The 15,899-nt window shown below is 55.1% G+C and carries 15 protein-coding genes; 6 read left to right on the top strand and 9 right to left on the bottom strand.

From position 1 onward, the window contains the following. Nucleotides 1–24 precede the first annotated feature (24 nt). The 5 genes from ARC85_RS13855 (at nt 25) to ARC85_RS13835 (ending at nt 5,599) form a co-directional block, all read left to right on the top strand. Nucleotides 25–945 carry an AraC family transcriptional regulator gene (locus ARC85_RS13855; protein WP_011785605.1) on the top strand — a complete coding sequence of 307 codons (921 nt, stop codon included), beginning with the start codon at nt 25–27 and terminating at the stop codon, nt 943–945. A 534-nt stretch (nt 946–1,479) separates the two neighbouring features. Further along, nucleotides 1,480–2,586 (top strand): polyamine ABC transporter substrate-binding protein, encoded by a 1,107-nt coding sequence (locus ARC85_RS13850; RefSeq protein WP_011785606.1) that lies wholly within the window; start codon nt 1,480–1,482, stop codon nt 2,584–2,586. Nucleotides 2,587–2,624: 38 nt separating this feature from the next. Beyond that, nucleotides 2,625–3,707 (top strand): polyamine ABC transporter ATP-binding protein, encoded by a 1,083-nt coding sequence (potA, locus tag ARC85_RS13845; protein WP_431607185.1) that lies wholly within the window; start codon nt 2,625–2,627, stop codon nt 3,705–3,707. Between the two features lie 163 nt (nt 3,708–3,870). Beyond that, on the top strand, nt 3,871–4,785 hold the full coding sequence (locus tag ARC85_RS13840; RefSeq protein WP_412768674.1) for an ABC transporter permease subunit: 915 nt from the start codon (nt 3,871–3,873) through the stop codon (nt 4,783–4,785). Next, nucleotides 4,778–5,599: an ABC transporter permease subunit gene (locus ARC85_RS13835; protein WP_226598027.1), complete on the top strand. Its 822-nt coding sequence runs from the start codon at nt 4,778–4,780 to the stop codon at nt 5,597–5,599. The genes ARC85_RS13840 and ARC85_RS13835 overlap by 8 nt, the downstream gene beginning before the upstream one ends. On the opposite strand, the gene ARC85_RS13830 is transcribed toward ARC85_RS13835, so the two are convergent. The 3 genes from ARC85_RS13830 to ARC85_RS13820 form a co-directional block, all read right to left on the bottom strand. Next, entirely contained in the window at nt 5,586–6,638 is a 1,053-nt protein-coding gene (locus ARC85_RS13830) for a proline racemase family protein (protein WP_286715143.1), read from the bottom strand. The two genes, ARC85_RS13835 and ARC85_RS13830, sit on opposite strands and share 14 nt — an antisense overlap. After that, the gene (locus ARC85_RS13825) at nt 6,638–7,780 is read right to left on the bottom strand and encodes a zinc-binding dehydrogenase (protein ID WP_114433536.1); all 1,143 of its coding nucleotides are present in this window, start codon (nt 7,778–7,780) and stop codon (nt 6,638–6,640) included. The genes ARC85_RS13830 and ARC85_RS13825 overlap by 1 nt, the downstream gene beginning before the upstream one ends. A gap of 105 nt (nt 7,781–7,885) precedes the next feature. Further along, nucleotides 7,886–8,986 (bottom strand): AI-2E family transporter, encoded by a 1,101-nt coding sequence (locus ARC85_RS13820; protein WP_011785614.1) that lies wholly within the window; start codon nt 8,984–8,986, stop codon nt 7,886–7,888. 201 nt (nt 8,987–9,187) lie between these two features. On the opposite strand from ARC85_RS13820, the gene ARC85_RS13815 reads away from it, so the two are divergent. Further along, nucleotides 9,188–9,574 (top strand): thiol-disulfide oxidoreductase DCC family protein, encoded by a 387-nt coding sequence (locus tag ARC85_RS13815; RefSeq protein WP_114433538.1) that lies wholly within the window; start codon nt 9,188–9,190, stop codon nt 9,572–9,574. Nucleotides 9,575–9,587: 13 nt separating this feature from the next. Here the strand turns inward: ARC85_RS13815 and ARC85_RS13810 are convergent, their stop codons facing one another. The 6 genes from ARC85_RS13810 to ARC85_RS13785 all read right to left on the bottom strand — a co-directional run. Next, the gene (locus tag ARC85_RS13810; protein ID WP_286715141.1) at nt 9,588–10,286 is read right to left on the bottom strand and encodes a DUF3592 domain-containing protein; all 699 of its coding nucleotides are present in this window, start codon (nt 10,284–10,286) and stop codon (nt 9,588–9,590) included. A 33-nt stretch (nt 10,287–10,319) separates the two neighbouring features. Beyond that, on the bottom strand, nt 10,320–10,931 hold the full coding sequence (locus tag ARC85_RS13805) for a DUF3592 domain-containing protein (protein WP_286715139.1): 612 nt from the start codon (nt 10,929–10,931) through the stop codon (nt 10,320–10,322). 80 nt (nt 10,932–11,011) lie between these two features. Continuing rightward, complete coding sequence (locus ARC85_RS13800) at nt 11,012–12,028, bottom strand: hypothetical protein (protein ID WP_286715137.1); 1,017 nt, start codon at nt 12,026–12,028, stop codon at nt 11,012–11,014. Continuing rightward, a complete protein-coding gene (locus ARC85_RS13795) occupies nt 12,025–14,661 on the bottom strand; it encodes a toxin VasX (RefSeq protein ID WP_474271590.1) in 2,637 nt (878 codons plus the stop codon). The genes ARC85_RS13800 and ARC85_RS13795 overlap by 4 nt, the downstream gene beginning before the upstream one ends. Nucleotides 14,662–14,684: 23 nt before the next feature. Beyond that, nucleotides 14,685–15,302, bottom strand: a complete 618-nt coding sequence (locus tag ARC85_RS13790) for a DUF4123 domain-containing protein (RefSeq protein WP_286715135.1) — start codon at nt 15,300–15,302, stop codon at nt 14,685–14,687. Beyond that, nucleotides 15,299–15,899: bacteriophage T4 gp5 trimerization domain-containing protein (locus ARC85_RS13785; RefSeq protein ID WP_502688018.1), on the bottom strand; the 601-nt coding region annotated here is incomplete at its 5' end. The genes ARC85_RS13790 and ARC85_RS13785, both read right to left, overlap by 4 nt.

Genomic DNA, 15,899 nt, shown 5'->3' with positions numbered 1-15,899 from the left:
CTGATGATTGACTAAGTTTCGCCCATGATGGATTATTTTTCGATGACCAGTCATCAAGACACCAAGCCATCCGCGCAAACCTCCCAGTGGCCTGTTCCTACGGACAGCGTTCGCTATGTGATTCCGGAGCCCATCGTCCGCCAACTGGCGCACCACCCACTAACCCGAGAGCTGTACCCGCTGGCCTTCGGCCATTACCGGCGGGCGGCGGGCCATCACATGCATCGGGAACACCATCGTGACAATCTTTTGATCTATTGCACCGATGGCAAGGCTTTTCTGAACGTTGCAGGCGAGCCCTATACCGTGACCGCCGGCGACCTTTTGCTGCTGCCGGCCGGCGTCAGTCACCGCTACACGGCGGACCCGGACAATCCATGGACCATTCACTGGGTGCACTACACCGGCCCGCTGGCCGAAGACTTCGGTCAGTACATGGGCTTTGATGACAGCACCCGCATCCGGCATCTGGGCAGACAGCCCCGGTTACTGGTGGATTTCAACGGCCTGCTGTCGGTACGGCAGACGGGCTTCCGGGCCCGTGGGTTGATCCACGCCAGCAATCGGCTACGACAGTTGCTGGCCGCCGTGCCCATCAACGCCGACGAAACCAGCCAGGCCCGGCAGGCCGAGCTGGACTCCCTGCACAGCTTCATGCGGGAGCATCTGGAGGAACGCCTGACCCTGAATCAGCTGGCCGAGCTTTCCGGCCTGTCGCCGGCTCACTTCGCCACCCGGTACCGGGAGCAGACCGGCACCTCGCCAATCCAGCACTTCCTGCATCTCAAAGTGGAACGGGCCTGTGAGTTGCTGGATACCACCAGCCAGAGCTTCGCCGATATCAGCAGGCAACTGGGCTATGACGATGCCTATTACTTTTCTCGACTGTTCAAAAAAGTGATGGGGAAGTCGCCCACGGATTACCGCCACACAGCGCGGCACTGAGCATCAGCGACAAGGATACGCACAAGCACCCACTCCATCCGGTAAAAATTTTGTAGCGCAGACCGTATTCTCATGATAAATATCGCGCGAATACGGTCGGATTCCCCACCACCGTTTCCAGGATAAGCCCTAAGGAGCCTCTGACGCACTCCGAATTATCTCTGCGAGCTCTAAGGGCTTCAGATGCAAGGCGCAGTTCGCAGCCAATGGCCGAAGCCCTTGGCAAGAGCTGCAACACCGCAGATGAAGCCCTTAGAGCCCGCCCTTCGGGGCCTGCAGAGCGATCCACACTCCGCGTTGCGACTTTTTGAAAGGCAACCAGCCTTCCTGCAAAGTCGCGCCTTGATTGTGAACCGCTCTGAAGGCCAGAGATAATCCGGAGTGCGCCAGAGGCTCCTTTGAGGAGTCAAAAGGCGGCACCCCGGTGTTTTCGCAAACACCTGCCACCTCCGGCCACCCTCAGCAGACCTGCACAACACCGCGTGCGTCCTGCACGTTTTGTATCCATCCCTTTTAAGTGAGGGACACCATCCAATGTTGAAGTTGTGTAAGCCACAGGCGCTTGCCGCCGCTGTTGCTATGTCTCTGGGTGCCTCTTCGGTTTTTGCAGCCGAGGAAGTGCGTGTCTACAACTGGTCTGACTACATCGCCGAGGACACCCTGGCGAAGTTCACCGAAGAAACCGGCATCAAGGTTGTCTACGACGTATATGACAGCAACGAGGTGCTGGAAGCGGCCCTGTTGTCTGGCCGTTCCGGTTATGACCTGGTGGTGCCCTCCAACCACTACGTAGCCAAGCAGATTTCTGCCAAGGCGTTCGTAGCGCTGGACCACAGCAAGCTGCCGAACATGGCCAACCTGAACCCGGATCTGATGGACGATCTGGAAAAGATTGACCCGGGCAGCCAGTTCTCCCTGCCGTACCTGTGGGGCACCAACGGCTATGGCTACAACGAAGGCCGCATCCAGGAAATCCTGGGCGACAGCGCCCCTACCGACTCCTGGGCCCTGGTGTTTGATCCGGAAGTGACCGGCAAACTGGCCGCGGGTGGCTGTGGCATTGCCATGCTGGATTCCGGCGAAGAGATGGTTCGTGCTGCAATGGCCTACATCGGCCTGGACCCGAACAGCAACAACGCCGACGACATCAAGAAAGGCGGTGAAGTGATCAAGGCCGTGCGCCCGAATATCACCTACTTCCATTCTTCCCGCTACATTGGCGACCTGGCCAACGGTGACCTGTGCGTGGCCGCCGGCTATTCCGGCGACATCCTGCAGGCCGCTGCCCGTGCTGAAGAAGCCGAAAACGGCAACGTGATCCGCTACACCATCCCCAAAGAGGGTGCGGTGCTGTGGTTTGACATGATGACCATTCCGGCCGGCGCACCGAATGTGGAAAATGCCCACAAGCTGATGAACTTCCTGATGCGCCCGGAAATCATCGCGGACGTCACCAACTACGTGTGGTACGCCAACCCGAACAAGGCGGCTGACGAGTTCGTCGACCCGGAAATCCTGAGTGACACCAGCATTTATCCCACCGAGGAAGTGCTGAAGAAACTGTACGTGATGGAAGGTCGGCCACAGGACGCCCAGCGCCTGATGACTCGCACCTGGACCAGCGTGAAATCCGGTCGCTGACGGTGGCCGTAACCAACAACACCTCCGCGCAAGCGGAGGTGCTCCTCAGCATCAAAGGCATTTCCAAGAGCTTCGACAGCACCTTGGCGGTCGACGACGTCAGCCTGGACATCCACAAGGGCGAGATCTTTGCTCTTCTGGGTGGCTCCGGCTCTGGCAAATCCACCCTGCTGCGCATGCTGGCGGGCTTCGAGACCCCGGATTCCGGCCGCATTGTGCTGGATGGTCAGGACATCACGGCCCTGCCGCCGTACCTGCGACCCACCAACATGATGTTCCAGTCCTATGCCCTGTTCCCGCACATGACCGTGGAGCAGAACATTGCTATGGGTCTGAAACAGGACAAGCTGCCGAAGAACGAAATCACCGACCGTGTGGCCGCCATGCTCAAGCTGGTGAAGATGGAGCCCTACGCGAGGCGCAAGCCGCAGCAGCTCTCAGGTGGCCAGCAGCAGCGTGTGGCCCTGGCCCGCTCGCTGGCCAAGCGCCCGAAGCTGTTGTTGCTGGACGAGCCCATGGGCGCGCTGGACAAAAAACTGCGCACGGAAATGCAGTTGGAGCTGGTAGATATCCTGGAGAAAGTGGGCGTAACCTGCCTGATGGTGACCCACGACCAGGAAGAAGCCATGACCATGGCCAGCCGCATTGCCATCATGTCTTACGGCCGGATTGCCCAGGTGGGCTCGCCGATTGATATCTACGAGAGCCCTAACAGCCGCATGACGGCGGAGTTTATCGGCTCCGTGAACATCTTTGAGGCGAACATTCTGGAAGACAATTCCGACAGCCTGTCTTTGGCCAGCGAGCTTCTGGACGCACCGGTGTTTATTGACCGGGGTGTAACCACGCCGGCGGAAACCACGGAAACCCTGATCGCCCTGCGCCCGGAGAAGATCTACCTGACGACCGAGAAGCCCGAAGGCGATAGCAACTGGAGCTGCGGCACGGTGGACAACATTGCTTACCTGGGGGACATCACGTCTTACTACGTGAAGCTCGCCAGCGGCAAGCGGGTGCAGGCCACCATGGCCAACGTGGAGCGCCGGGGCGAGCGGCCCACCTGGGGTGACCGGGTGTATGTGTCCTGGGAAGCTTCCAGTCCTATCCTGCTCTGGAACTGACGCCATGACCACAGAAACCTCCGACAAGGCCCCTGCTGCGGCGAAGGGCAGCGTTGCGCGGTGCTCGCAAACTCGCCTACCAAGAAGGTATGTCTCCTTTGCTGCGCTCCGTGCGCCTCGCCCTTCATCCACATCAGGAACCTTGTCAGAGGTTCCTGGAAAATTGATAACCCCCTTCGCCGAGCGGGTGCGGGCAGTGGTATTCCATCGGCGAGTTGTGTTCGGGGTACCCTTCGCCTGGTTGCTGCTGTTCTTCCTGCTGCCGTTTGCGCTGGTGCTGAAGATCAGCCTGACCTCGGCGGTGATGGCTATTCCGCCCTACGAGCCGGTGTTCCGATGGGTGGAGAATACCCTGTCGGTGGTGGTGAACTTTGGCAATTACCTGTTCCTGGCCTCCGACAGCCTCTACATTGCCGCCTATTGGGGCTCGGTGAAAACCGCGTTTCTGGCCACCTTGTTCTGCCTGCTGATCGGCTACCCCATGGCCTATGCCATGGCCCGCGCGCCGAAGCACTGGCAACTGGTGTTCCTGCTGATGGTGATGCTGCCGTCCTGGACCTCGTTCCTGATTCGGGTTTATGCCTGGATGGGCATACTCGGTAACCAGGGCCTGCTCAACAGCTTCCTGCTGTGGCTGGGCGTAATCGAATCGCCGCTGAAAATGCTGAACACCAACTTCGCGGTGATTCTGGGAATCGTCTATGCCTACCTGCCGTTCATGATCCTGCCCATCTACACCAATCTGGTGAAGCTGGACATACGCCTGCTGGAAGCGGCGTCGGATCTGGGCTGCCGCAGCCTGACCACCTTCTGGTCCGTTACCCTGCCGTTGTCCAGGGCCGGAATCCTGGCCGGCTCCATGCTGGTGTTCATTCCAGCCGTGGGCGAATTCGTGATTCCGGAACTGCTGGGTGGTCCGGATACCCTGATGATCGGAAAGGTGCTCTGGGAAGAGTTCTTCAACAACCGAGACTGGCCGGTGGCCTCTGCGCTGGCAATCGTGATGCTGGCGCTGCTGCTGGTACCCATTGTGTTGTTCCACCGCTTCCAGGCCCGGGAGATGGAAAAGAATGGTTAGGTTAAAAGCCCCCGGTTTCTCGAAGACCATGCTGATGCTGGGCATGCTGTTCCTGTATCTGCCCATGGTGGTGCTGATCGTATACTCGTTCAACGCCTCACGGTTGGTATCGGTATGGGCCGGGTTCTCCACCAAATGGTACGGCGCCCTGCTCGCCAACGAACAGATCCTGTCGGCGGTGTGGATGAGCCTGCGCATTGCCTTCTATTCCGCCAGCATGGCGGTGTGTTTGGGCACCCTGTGCGCGTTCGTGATCACCCGGTTCAAAAAGATGCGCGGGCGCACGTTGCTGTCCAGCATGATCACCGCCCCTCTGGTAATGCCAGAGGTGATCACCGGCCTGTCATTGTTGCTGCTGTTTGTGCAAATGGCCCAACTGATCGGCTGGCCGACGGATCGTGGCATGGCCACCATCTGGATTGCCCATACCACCTTCTGCAGCGCCTACGTGGCTGTGGTGGTGAGTGCCCGCCTGAGAGAAGTGGATCGTTCCATTGAGGAAGCCGCCATGGATCTGGGCTGCACGCCGCTGAAAACCTTCTTTGTGATCACGTTGCCGGTGATTGCGCCGGCGCTGGTTTCGGGCTGGTTGCTGGCGTTTACCCTGTCGCTGGACGACCTGGTAATTGCCAGCTTTGTGTCTGGCCCGGGAGCCACCACCTTGCCGATGGTGGTGTTCTCCTCCGTTCGGATGGGAGTGTCACCGGAGATCAACGCGCTGGCGACTCTGATTATCGCGGCGGTGTCTGTGATTGCGTTTATCGCCTGGCTCTGGATGCGACGGGCAGAGAAACGAAGACTCAGACCACGCTAGATTTGTGGCGACTCGATAGTATGTGGTGCAACCCATCACACTCCACCATCGGGTCGTCACAGTTCACCACAATGTCGGAACGGGCAATCACATAACCCCTGCCAGTGATACTGTTTTTGACCACCTGATACTCGCCCTCGGTTTCTACCGTGGTGAATTCACCGATAAAACCGGTGTCTCGAAGGGAAACGGTTTCCAGTTTATCGCCCGGCTGGATTCGGCCTTCGTAGTTCATCAACGCAAGCCTGGCCGAGGTGCCGGTACCGGTAGTACTACGACAGATCACGCCGGGATGGACGTAGGTGGCCGATCGTGAGCGGAAATAGCCATCGGCCACTTTTTCTTCCGGCCCCATAAAGTGCAGAAATGGCAAAGGCCCGACATCACCCAGGGTGTAGTGGGAAAATCCACGGGCAGCCTGAATGGCCTCGACAATGGCATGCGCGGTGCGGGCCAGCTCCCGTTCCTCGTCAAGGGTCAGGTCAAAGCCCAGCGATTTTGCATCCACCAGGGCGTAGAAACCGCCACTATAGGCCACACTGTAGCCAACCTCGCCAATGCCCGGCACGTTAATACTGGCATTGTAGGTGTGGATGTAGCTCGGCAAGCCCTCGCAGGTGACCGCTTCTACCACGCCGTCATGAACAATAGCCTCAATGTTCACGAGACCCGCCGGCGATTCCAGCATGAAATGTTGCTTGCCCTCCTGCTTTGGCACTATGCCAGCCTCGAGGACCGCCGTCGCCGTACATATGGTGTTGGAACCCGAATAGATGGGATATCCCATCACCTCCATAATAATGTATCCAGCCGCCGCCCTGGGATCGGTGGCGGGGACCAGCAAATCCACGGACATTTCGGGAATGCCATAGGGCTCCTCCAGCAGGAGTTTGCGCAAGCCGTCAGCATCGTCCCGGAGGTACTCCATCTGCGCCCGCACGGTGTCGCCGGGCAACAGGTCAATGCCGCCGGTAACAATGCGGCTGAAATCACCACCGGCGTGAGTGTCCATCAACTGAATGGTCAGTTCCGGTTTCATCAGTCCGCCTCCACCTCGTAGGGTTGCCCGTGCTCCTGCCACTGGGCATCGGGAACAATCACGATTTTTCCCAGGTAATTACTGCCTCGGTTCACGAAGTACTCCTCCGCGCGGTGCAACTCAGACAGCCGGAAAGCACCGTGCAACACAGGCTTTAAATCACCACTCCGGATCCATCTCATCAGCTGCTCTGCCTCTTCCCGGGTACCATGGGACACACCGAAAATCTGCACCTGGTACAGATAGATGCGGGTCCAGAGAATTTCGCTGATGTTGCCGCCACTGGCCCCGGCAATACTCAGCCTCGGATAGGTGCTCCGGACATTCATGTCAAAAATCATGGCGTCGATGAAACGGTCCGTCATGTCGCCGCCCACCAGGTCCATGACCGCGTCCAGCGGCTTGCCTCCGGTTTCCGCCTTCACCCGATCGACAAAGCTATCCATGTCGGTTCTGTCGAGAACGGCCTCGGCGCCAAGCTCCAGCAATGGATCAGCCTTGTCCTTCTGGCTCAGGGCATAGGGAATGGCACCAATAATCCGGCAGAGCTGAATCAGCGCCGTACCCACGCCACCGCTGGCACCGGTAACCAGCACGCGTTCACCAGCCTGAATATTGGCGGAGGTAAGCATGTGGTAGGCAGTCTGATAGGAACACATGCCCATGGATGCGAGCTCGGCGTCGGCCAGGTCCGGATTGGGAATGTGATGGAACTGATCGGACGGTAAAGCGACATACTCGGCGTATCCGCCATCTGCGCCATGCCCGTAATAATCCGGCGTGAGATTGATGTCTGTGCGGTTGTCCGCATAGATGTTGAAGTCCAACAAGCCGCGTTCGCCGATACGCTGTTCACTGACACCCGCGCCCACAGCAACAATACGACCGACAATATCGGCCCCCTGAATGCGCGGGAACGTGAGCGTAGGCTTGCCGCCCATCTGGAACGACGTCATTTCCCCTTTTTTAGTGGGATATAGCCCCTCACGGGCTTTGCGGTCTGTGTTGTTCTTGGCGGTGGCAGTTACCTGAACCAGCACCTCGCCTTCCCTCGGCTGAGGTACCGGTACATCCTGATACATGAGCTGATCAATTCCGCCATGGCCTTTCAGAACCATCGCCTTCATTGAGGACGGGATCATCGGCAACAGACCCTCCTGTTCTGGTGAATAAACTACCCAGACAGAATAGGAAAGATCACCGGGTGTGTCAGGGCCTGTTACGGATATCCATTAGACTCAACCGGTTTACCGAGCGATTACCCGATAAACCGGCCTTAATCGCGGAATCTGCTTGAGGACCACCTGGATAACCGTCATCAAGGGCACAGCAAGGAGAACCCCCACTGGCCCCCACAACCAGCCCCAGAAGAAGATCGAAACAAAGATGATCACGGGGTTGATGGCCATCCGGAAACCATGAATCCAGGGCTCAAGGAAAAATCCGACAATCGTGGTGAGCACAATGAAGCTGATCGGCGCAAGCACCATCATCCAGAGCACGTCCAGGGAAATGGCGGAGACTATGGCCAACAGGGTGATGGTAAGCATGTTACCAAGGTACGGAATAAACCGGGCAAGGCCTGCAATCAGGCCCCAGACGGCCGGGTCTGGCAGGCCGATGGCCCAACAGATCAGGCCGGTCAACACGCCGACAGACGTATTGGACAACCCCAGTACCGCCAGATACTGCGCTATCTGATGCTGGGAATCGTGGGTGATCCTCAGCACTGTCTTGCGCTGGGACCGGGGCAACTGCTTGACGAAGTTGCGAATCAACCGGTCGCCACTGACCAAAAGGAAATAGGTTAATGCCAGTGCCAGCGCCAGCCCGGCAATGCCGTTCCGAGCCTTGGACATCAACTGACTGCGCCAGGAGTCGGTTTGCAATACCACCGTGGTGGGTTTGGTGCCCTGATCTTTGGAAAGCTCCTCAACCGATTTTTCGACCTGCTCGGCAGACTGACTGACCTTGTCGATCTGGCGCATGATCTCACTTTCCCCCACCAACAGGCGAGACAGCCCCTCCGGTGCTTTCTGGGCCCACTCCAGAGCTGGCGTGGCGACCGCGGCACCCAGCCCCAGTATTCCGGCAAGGACCGCCAGCACCAGAACCAATGCGGATACCACACGCGGTATGCGCCAGCGCAAGTAAGCCTTTTTAACCAGAGGCGCCAGTAACAGGCTGGTCAGTACCGCCAGGATGATCGGGAGAACAATCTGATGAGCAATATACAGGGTGTATAGAATACCAAGGATGAACAACCCGTAGATTGGCGTGGAGAGATCCGCGAACGATCGCGAACCTGTGCCATTCGTTTGCGGGGATTCTGTCTTCTGGTCATCCATGGGCTGTTTTACCTTGTCGGAGTGCCGCTCAGGACACAGGAGTTTCGCCAGCTCAACAATCTGGCGATGAGCAACACAGTGTAGCGTTTACAGGAAGCACCCGCATTATCAAACAATTACCAAGTGCATTTGAGGAAATTGAACCATCCACGCACAGCACACCGTATACCTCCAGAATAACTAGCTGACAGCGGAGAACCCATGGCACCGCGCTACGATACCCTGTTCTACGATGGCTCCTGCCCCCTGTGCGCGCGTGAGATACGCACCCTGCGAAGACTGCAGACCGGCAACCTGATCTTTGCGGATATTCACGAACAAAACCCGAGCAACCAGCAACTCCCTTCCCGGGAGCAACTGCTTCGGCGATTGCATCTGATGAGCTGGACCGGGGAGTGGGTAACGGGATTGCACGCCAATGTGCGAGCCTGGTCGCACACCCGTTTTGGCTGGTTGTTCAAGCCACTGTTATGGCCGGTGATTCACCCGATTGCCAGCCGGATTTATGAAACCTGGGCCGACAAACGGTATGAGCGTAAATACGCTTGTGCGATGGGCCACGAAAACTCGTACCCACCGGGAACCTGAGGCAAATAGGCTGCTAGCTGGCCAGCTTGGGCAGGAATGAGGTATCCACCCAATAGCGCTTGAGATTGGCCTCATCGACCAGCACGGGCACTGTTTCCTGTTGAATATGATTGCTCGGATCGAACCACAGGTTATCGCTTCGGAATACGTGAAGCTCACCGGTTTGCGGGTGCTGCCACTGGCAGACAATGCGGAACGGGTTACGACCGTTCACGGTCAGACTGGTGTTTTGCTCAACCGACGAAAATATTGCGAGCACCTCGGTGCCGTGATCTTTCAGGTAAGCCTGTGAGCGGCTCTTCTTCCAACCAAACAACAGCATCCCGCCGCCAATGGCGCCAAACACGAGCCCCATACCTCCAAGAATCATGGGCAGCCCCCACAGGGAGAAGAAACTGTTGATTCGAGCACTCTCCGGAGCCGACGGCTCGTAAAACACAGACACACGCTCGCCGCGACTGAACGACGGCGGATTTGAGCCGGAGCGCGACCGGAACTCGATCTCCCGACCACGGATATCCTCGAAAACGACCACCGGATAATAGGTTGTCGAATCGCTGGAGCGAGAGCGCTCCAGATCAATGACCGTGCCCGTGGCTTCCGTAGCTCGCTCGATAAATGACACTGTACTGCTGTAACTCATCACCGCACCAACAAGCATACCGGCGCCAATGAGTGTGAAGACGTATTTGAGGATATTCAGGGTTTTCAATGGTTCAATCCTTGTGTTTTGGGGTCTCTTTCCTTAAGCCAGCTGACCAATTTCGGCGCCTTCGGGAACGAGAGAAGGCATTTGGGGCTCACGCCCCTTCAAGATATTTGCCAAACGCCGCTCTCGTACCTTGTGAACGGAGGGATCAAACCTGAGTACCTTGAGGGGCACCGGGTCACCCTCCCGCAACTTGTCGAATGTTGCCAGCTTACTCAGATAGAAGGCCCCGCTGTGATTTTGGCCATCAAACTGAAAATCAAACTCAATCAGAAGGTTACACTGATAATGCCCTTCCCCCTGTGGCTCATTTCGATGGTCGTATTCCTGATGAAACTGACAATCCGCTTCTTTTTTGGTCAGTACGCCGTCCACCTCTACACCGTGCTTCCGTAGCAAGGCCTGGCCGTATAGGTAGCTGGTACCCGAGTAAGTCATGACGATAGCAAGCAGAAACAACCCAGCGCCCATCAATGCGAAGAAACCTCCCGCAATCATGGCCCCCCAGTCGCCAAAATCGACGTAGAAAATGCCACCACCCACAGCAGTGGTGATTATTCCTACGCACAGCATCGTTAGCATAGTGCCGAGGTCAGTTTTTATTGCTGACCACAGGAGCGGCCAATCAATGTGGTTTTTTCTGAGCACTTTTCTGGCTCTGAGAGGTTAGTTAATGGGTTGAAGCTGGTTATCAACGCAGCGAACGATTGGCTCTTCTGAGACAAGACCTACCGGGGAAGAGTTTTGCGCATTCTTTCATGAAGCTCGTCCAGCTCCTTCTGTTTTTGCGCCATGTAGTCTTCTTCGATATCGATCAGTCGGGATGTTGGGCCGTTAGGATCCAGGCGTTCTTGGACGACTTCAGGCCAATGTTTCCTTGACCTCTTTCGATCAACCCTTTGTATGAATTCCATACCCAATGCAACCGGAAACAAAAGATAGGAACCAATCCATTCGATAACCGTGCTTCCCGAAATTCCATTGCCTTCCTTTCTCTCCTGGCCTAAAAAAGTTCTCGAATCCAGAATCAAATCGAGAAATGAAATTTGCCCAGATTCCAACGTTTCCTCAATGAACCGGCTCCTGGATTCCGTCCTTCGTCCGGTCTCATCAAACCAAGGGCCAATGGTCATGAAACAACGCAGATATTCCCATATACCAACCAGCGTTGACAGCCGCTTACCTGCAGAAATACCCGACAGGTTCAGTGCAACTCGGTTGCGGGGATCTCCAAATTTTTGAAGAATAATCTCCAGGTTTCCATGGACAATAGATCCGGAGTATTGATTAACCATTCTATATTCATAGGCAACGGCCTCTATGCCTTCCCATACTGCATGGTAAAGCTCTCCTTTAAGATCATAATAGATCTCCTGTGTGCGCCTATTGAATACTATTGGTAGCGACGGCGGGCGAGTGCACTCCCAAGCCGCCGGCATTAGTATCCCCAGAATTGAACACAGCAAAAGCCACCAATCTGAACTCAAAGCGTTTCCAAACCCAATGATCAGGAGAAAAAGTACTACACCGTACCCACCTACAAGAAAACCAAAGCCAGTGAGCATGCCTTTACTCTCGGCACTGCCCGTTCTCAAAGCCAGATAGATCTCATTTTGCGCCTCAATAAGACTCGGCTTGGATGGCGAATGACCACTGCTAGCACCACTGTTTAATACCCGAGCACTCGATGAGCTCCCTATCTTATTAACTATCGAATCAAATAGTTTTTTTGCATCCTCAATCACCAGATATCAACCTCTATCGGAGGCATTTCAAGACCAGGCTGAGGGCGGTATATCAATTGTCCTTCCAGCCCAAATATCTGATCATCGTTGTGGTAGATACGCCTATAAGTAGCGGTTGAAGCCGCATTGTGAATTCTCGTGCCCTCATGAATTGAAAAATCAGCACCTGACCACACAACGGCTTTTCGATTCGGCTGTAAAATTCGTTCCTTTTCCTCTGAATCAAATACTGTTCTCAGTTTCTCCTCCAGCCATGCCAAGGATCGGTATCCAACACCATTTCTTAACTCATTTCCTGTAAATTCGATCATGTCGGGCTCGAGTCTTTTCTGTCCAACCAACTCCAATATCAACCAACAATCCTGAATATGCGTTTCATGCGGGTTTAACCGAGGCACTCTCTCAAGCCTGAATTTAACCGGAAAAACAACCACATACAGCCGCCCCATTTCGTTCCTGTAATTACCAGCCCAAGCAGCAGGTTTTACACCAAAACGAGTATTTGCTAGCCAACGTTCGATCGGTGTGTTTTCAAGATGATAGCGCGCAACCAATCCACCAATTAAAGATGCGGTTAAACCAAGTGACAATGCAGTAAACCATCCTCCCAGTCTAGACAATCCTCTAACTGCAGAAGCAGTTTGCAGACCTAACGCTACAGCTCTAGCTTCTCTATATGCCCTGAAAGCTCGTACCCCTAACGCCAGCTGTCCTGAAGAAATACCAACCAAACCAACTTCAACGGCGGCGGTATCAAAATCTCCGGCGCGATAAGACTCAACCGCCTGCACGCCAAAAATAACAATATCGAAGGCTGCGGTAAGAGCAGAAGCAAATGCCGCGGCAGCTCCAACACCATGACTTAGTGCCTCGGGATTAATAGATCTTGACAATCCCTCCCTCCAATTCAGCTCTGCAATCTTATGTTGCAGCGACATAAACGCTGCGGCAAAGCCGGTTACACCACCAAACGCTCTAGCAAAACCTTGCAAATCACGGTCGGCACCAACACCCAAGGCACTGTTTGCAGAGACCATGTTAATTCCAGTCAAAACAACCAAAACTGATCGCAACGGGGCCTTGACCAATCCATCCATCAGACCATAGGGATTACCGTTATAGTATTTTCCCGAATTGGCAGCAATTGCCCGAATAACAGGTACGCTAGGCACCTCAGCATGCAATTGACTGCGAGGTATGTTGCTATTTACTCCTTCTCGCGCCGCCTCACTCAGCCACTGATTCGATTGAACAGCACTTACACTTTCCACCGCCAAGGACTGCCCTGTTCGTGCCAATCCAGACACCAAAAAACCACTGCCTAAAAGTGAGATTCGGTGCGGGAATCCTCTCAATTCAACTGCGGCTGCAGGCGAAATTGCGTTGAAAAGTATTTGTGTCGGCACAGCCGATGGAATTGGTGCCCGCCCCACTAAACCCGACACCTTAGAGTTTATGGCGGCAACGACAGCCGTGGCAGCTTTGGATAGGTCTTCAACAGAATCGTTAGCCATATCGCCAATTGATACTAGCTTCTCGACGTCGCCGAGTGATACACGCTCTCTTATCCCAAGCAACGCATTCCAGAACCAGCGAGTCCCCTCCCCCTGAACTGCGGCTAGGCGGCCGATAGCCCCGGCCCCTTTACTAAAATAAGATGGACCAAGCAAAGCAAGTCCGAATTTTTCCTGCAGAATGGTGTGATGATCTTCTTTAGCCAGATCCAGGCTCTCGCATGAACTTGCGAGGGTTTCAGGGCCATTCGCACATTCGAGGGTATCCATCCATAGGACCCAGGAATCAAGGAGCCCAGCAACAACGTCTTCAAAATGTGACTGAGACTCATCCGATTCCCGCCACACTCTCTGTAATTTCGGCAGATCTACAAGTTCAGGAAGTTTCGCTTCAAGCTGGCGATCAGTCTCATAAAGGTCCTTGATCGTCTTCGCCAAACTCCACTCTCCACCGAATCTGGCTCTTAACCTCTCCTGATTATCGTGAGTCAGACGAACCAATGCGGCCAGATCTTCGGTAACGCCCCATGGATCGTCCACTATCCCCATCACGCGCTGGTCAAATCGCCGGGTAGAACGCTCCAACCGAGGCCAGTGGGGAATGGTTGGGGCCAGGCCAGTCCAGTCAAACTCCTCAATGGAGGTAACTTCTGGCAAGGCATAAAAGGTCTTTTCATCAAGCAACTGAGTGTTCGGTGAACCTCCTGGCACAATCCTGCGCATAAACTTGCTGCGCTGACCCGGTTCATTCACAATCATTTCGAAATGAGCGTCAGACCATTGATTCTCACTCCAGGCGACATCAGCAGGTTCACCAGAGGGTAAAGACAAGTAGACATTGCCGCGATTATCAACAACCTCTCCACCTCGGGTCGTCTCCTGAAGCAGGGAATCATTAACCGAATACTCGATTAACCTCCCTTCGAACTCGCTCCAGACATACAGCCAGCCATCTCTCAGAAATCGAGGAACGAGCCCAAGATTCCGATCCTGAAGATCAGTATAGCGATCAATATTAGGAAACAGGTCCGGCAAATCGGGCAATTCCAGCCCAGCTAAGAGCTCCCCCTCATAGCGCATAGGGCCAATGGCGTATCGAAGGGGTAGAAAAGCCGTCATGAGTGGGCAAGTTGCGCAATAAGTCATAACACGTCCCTGTGTTGGTGATCCGCAGAAGAATCCAGAGCGGCCAGCAAATCCAAGCTAAATTGAAAACATGGGGCCACCAGATTAGACGCGAATTGTCCTTCCTTTTGTTCGTCACTCGTTCTGGAAGGTGAAGGGCGATACTGAGTCATCGATCCATCACTTGAACGGAAAAAGATGCTGTTAATGCCAGACCAAAAATGAGCGGGTAAACGGCCGTCAACTCCAGCTAGTCTCGACACTACCTTGGCATCACCAATCCTTAGCCAGACAGCGTGCCCCTCCGGCATCGTCACCTGAACCCGAAACCGCATAAAGTCCAACAATGCTGACTCATCATAAGACGTATGCAACACCGAAGCCCTCGCGACTAAGGGATGGTTCTTTGCCCACAGCTCTTTAAGCACTATGCTCGCTCCAAAATCAGCAATCATAGGCCCTAATGCTGATACGCCATCGAAAACGCCGTCTTTGAGTACCATTAAAGGGCATACATCCAGGCTCTCTTCATACAAACTTCGCAGGCCACCCGCGATCGCTCCATCAAACAACATGAACATTTTTTTGTCGGACGGAGACAGACTTCCTTGAATGTTCGAACTCTGCAGCGTCATGAAGAAATCCCTTGGTCCGATCTCACAGAGCAAACCTCCGAAAAAGTTTCTTCGTTTCTCGCTGCATTTCTGAAACTTGCGGCCTGTTTCAGGTCAGCCTCAATCGGTCGCAGCTGGTCCGCGTTTACAAACTGAGTATCACCGGAATGCCGTGTCTCGGTATGGGGAAGTGTTGAGACTGGCTGCTCAGATAAAGCATCATGAGTCACCACATTTGGCAACAACGGCCCCTTCACCCCAACCCCACTACCACTCCCCGGCCCACCCCCGGAGTTCAACCGCACCAGCGGCCCAGACACCGTCACCCCACTCGGGTCCACCTTCACAAAGCTGCCCCCCGCCGTCAGAGTCACCTCAGCACCGGCCTCGATCACAATCTTCATACCGGCCTTGTGGTGAATCTCCGTACCGGCTTCCACCAGCTGGTTTTTGCCCTGCTTACTGTAGTGGCTGCCGTTGACGGTCAGGCTGTAGTCGGCACCGATGCTCTCGCGATGTTCGCCATCTGTGGTGTGGTGGCTGTTGCCTTTGGTGTGGCTGAAGCGGTTGTTCTCCACCGTCAGGTGGCTGTCGTTCTTGATGACTTCGGTGCGGTTG

The sequence above is a fragment of the Marinobacter sp. tcs-11 genome, assembly GCF_002049515.1.
GTDB classification, from domain to species: domain Bacteria; phylum Pseudomonadota; class Gammaproteobacteria; order Pseudomonadales; family Oleiphilaceae; genus Marinobacter; species Marinobacter nauticus.
This window is presented reverse-complemented; position numbering and strand designations above follow the sequence as displayed.

What these genes read in the sequence shown, in the direction of transcription:
- ARC85_RS13835 (WP_226598027.1), top strand. Translation starts at nt 4,778, where the DNA reads ATGGTTAGGTTAAAAGCCCCCGGTTTCTCGAAGACCATGCTGATGCTG.
- ARC85_RS13830 (WP_286715143.1), bottom strand. Translation starts at nt 6,638, where the DNA reads ATGAAACCGGAACTGACCATTCAGTTGATGGACACTCACGCCGGTGGT.
- ARC85_RS13825 (WP_114433536.1), bottom strand. Translation starts at nt 7,780, where the DNA reads ATGATCCCGTCCTCAATGAAGGCGATGGTTCTGAAAGGCCATGGCGGA.
- ARC85_RS13855 (WP_011785605.1), top strand. Translation starts at nt 25, where the DNA reads ATGATGGATTATTTTTCGATGACCAGTCATCAAGACACCAAGCCATCC.
- ARC85_RS13820 (WP_011785614.1), bottom strand. Translation starts at nt 8,986, where the DNA reads ATGGATGACCAGAAGACAGAATCCCCGCAAACGAATGGCACAGGTTCG.
- ARC85_RS13795 (WP_474271590.1), bottom strand. Translation starts at nt 14,661, where the DNA reads ATGACGGCTTTTCTACCCCTTCGATACGCCATTGGCCCTATGCGCTAT.
- ARC85_RS13815 (WP_114433538.1), top strand. Translation starts at nt 9,188, where the DNA reads ATGGCACCGCGCTACGATACCCTGTTCTACGATGGCTCCTGCCCCCTG.
- ARC85_RS13790 (WP_286715135.1), bottom strand. Translation starts at nt 15,302, where the DNA reads ATGACGCTGCAGAGTTCGAACATTCAAGGAAGTCTGTCTCCGTCCGAC.
- ARC85_RS13850 (WP_011785606.1), top strand. Translation starts at nt 1,480, where the DNA reads ATGTTGAAGTTGTGTAAGCCACAGGCGCTTGCCGCCGCTGTTGCTATG.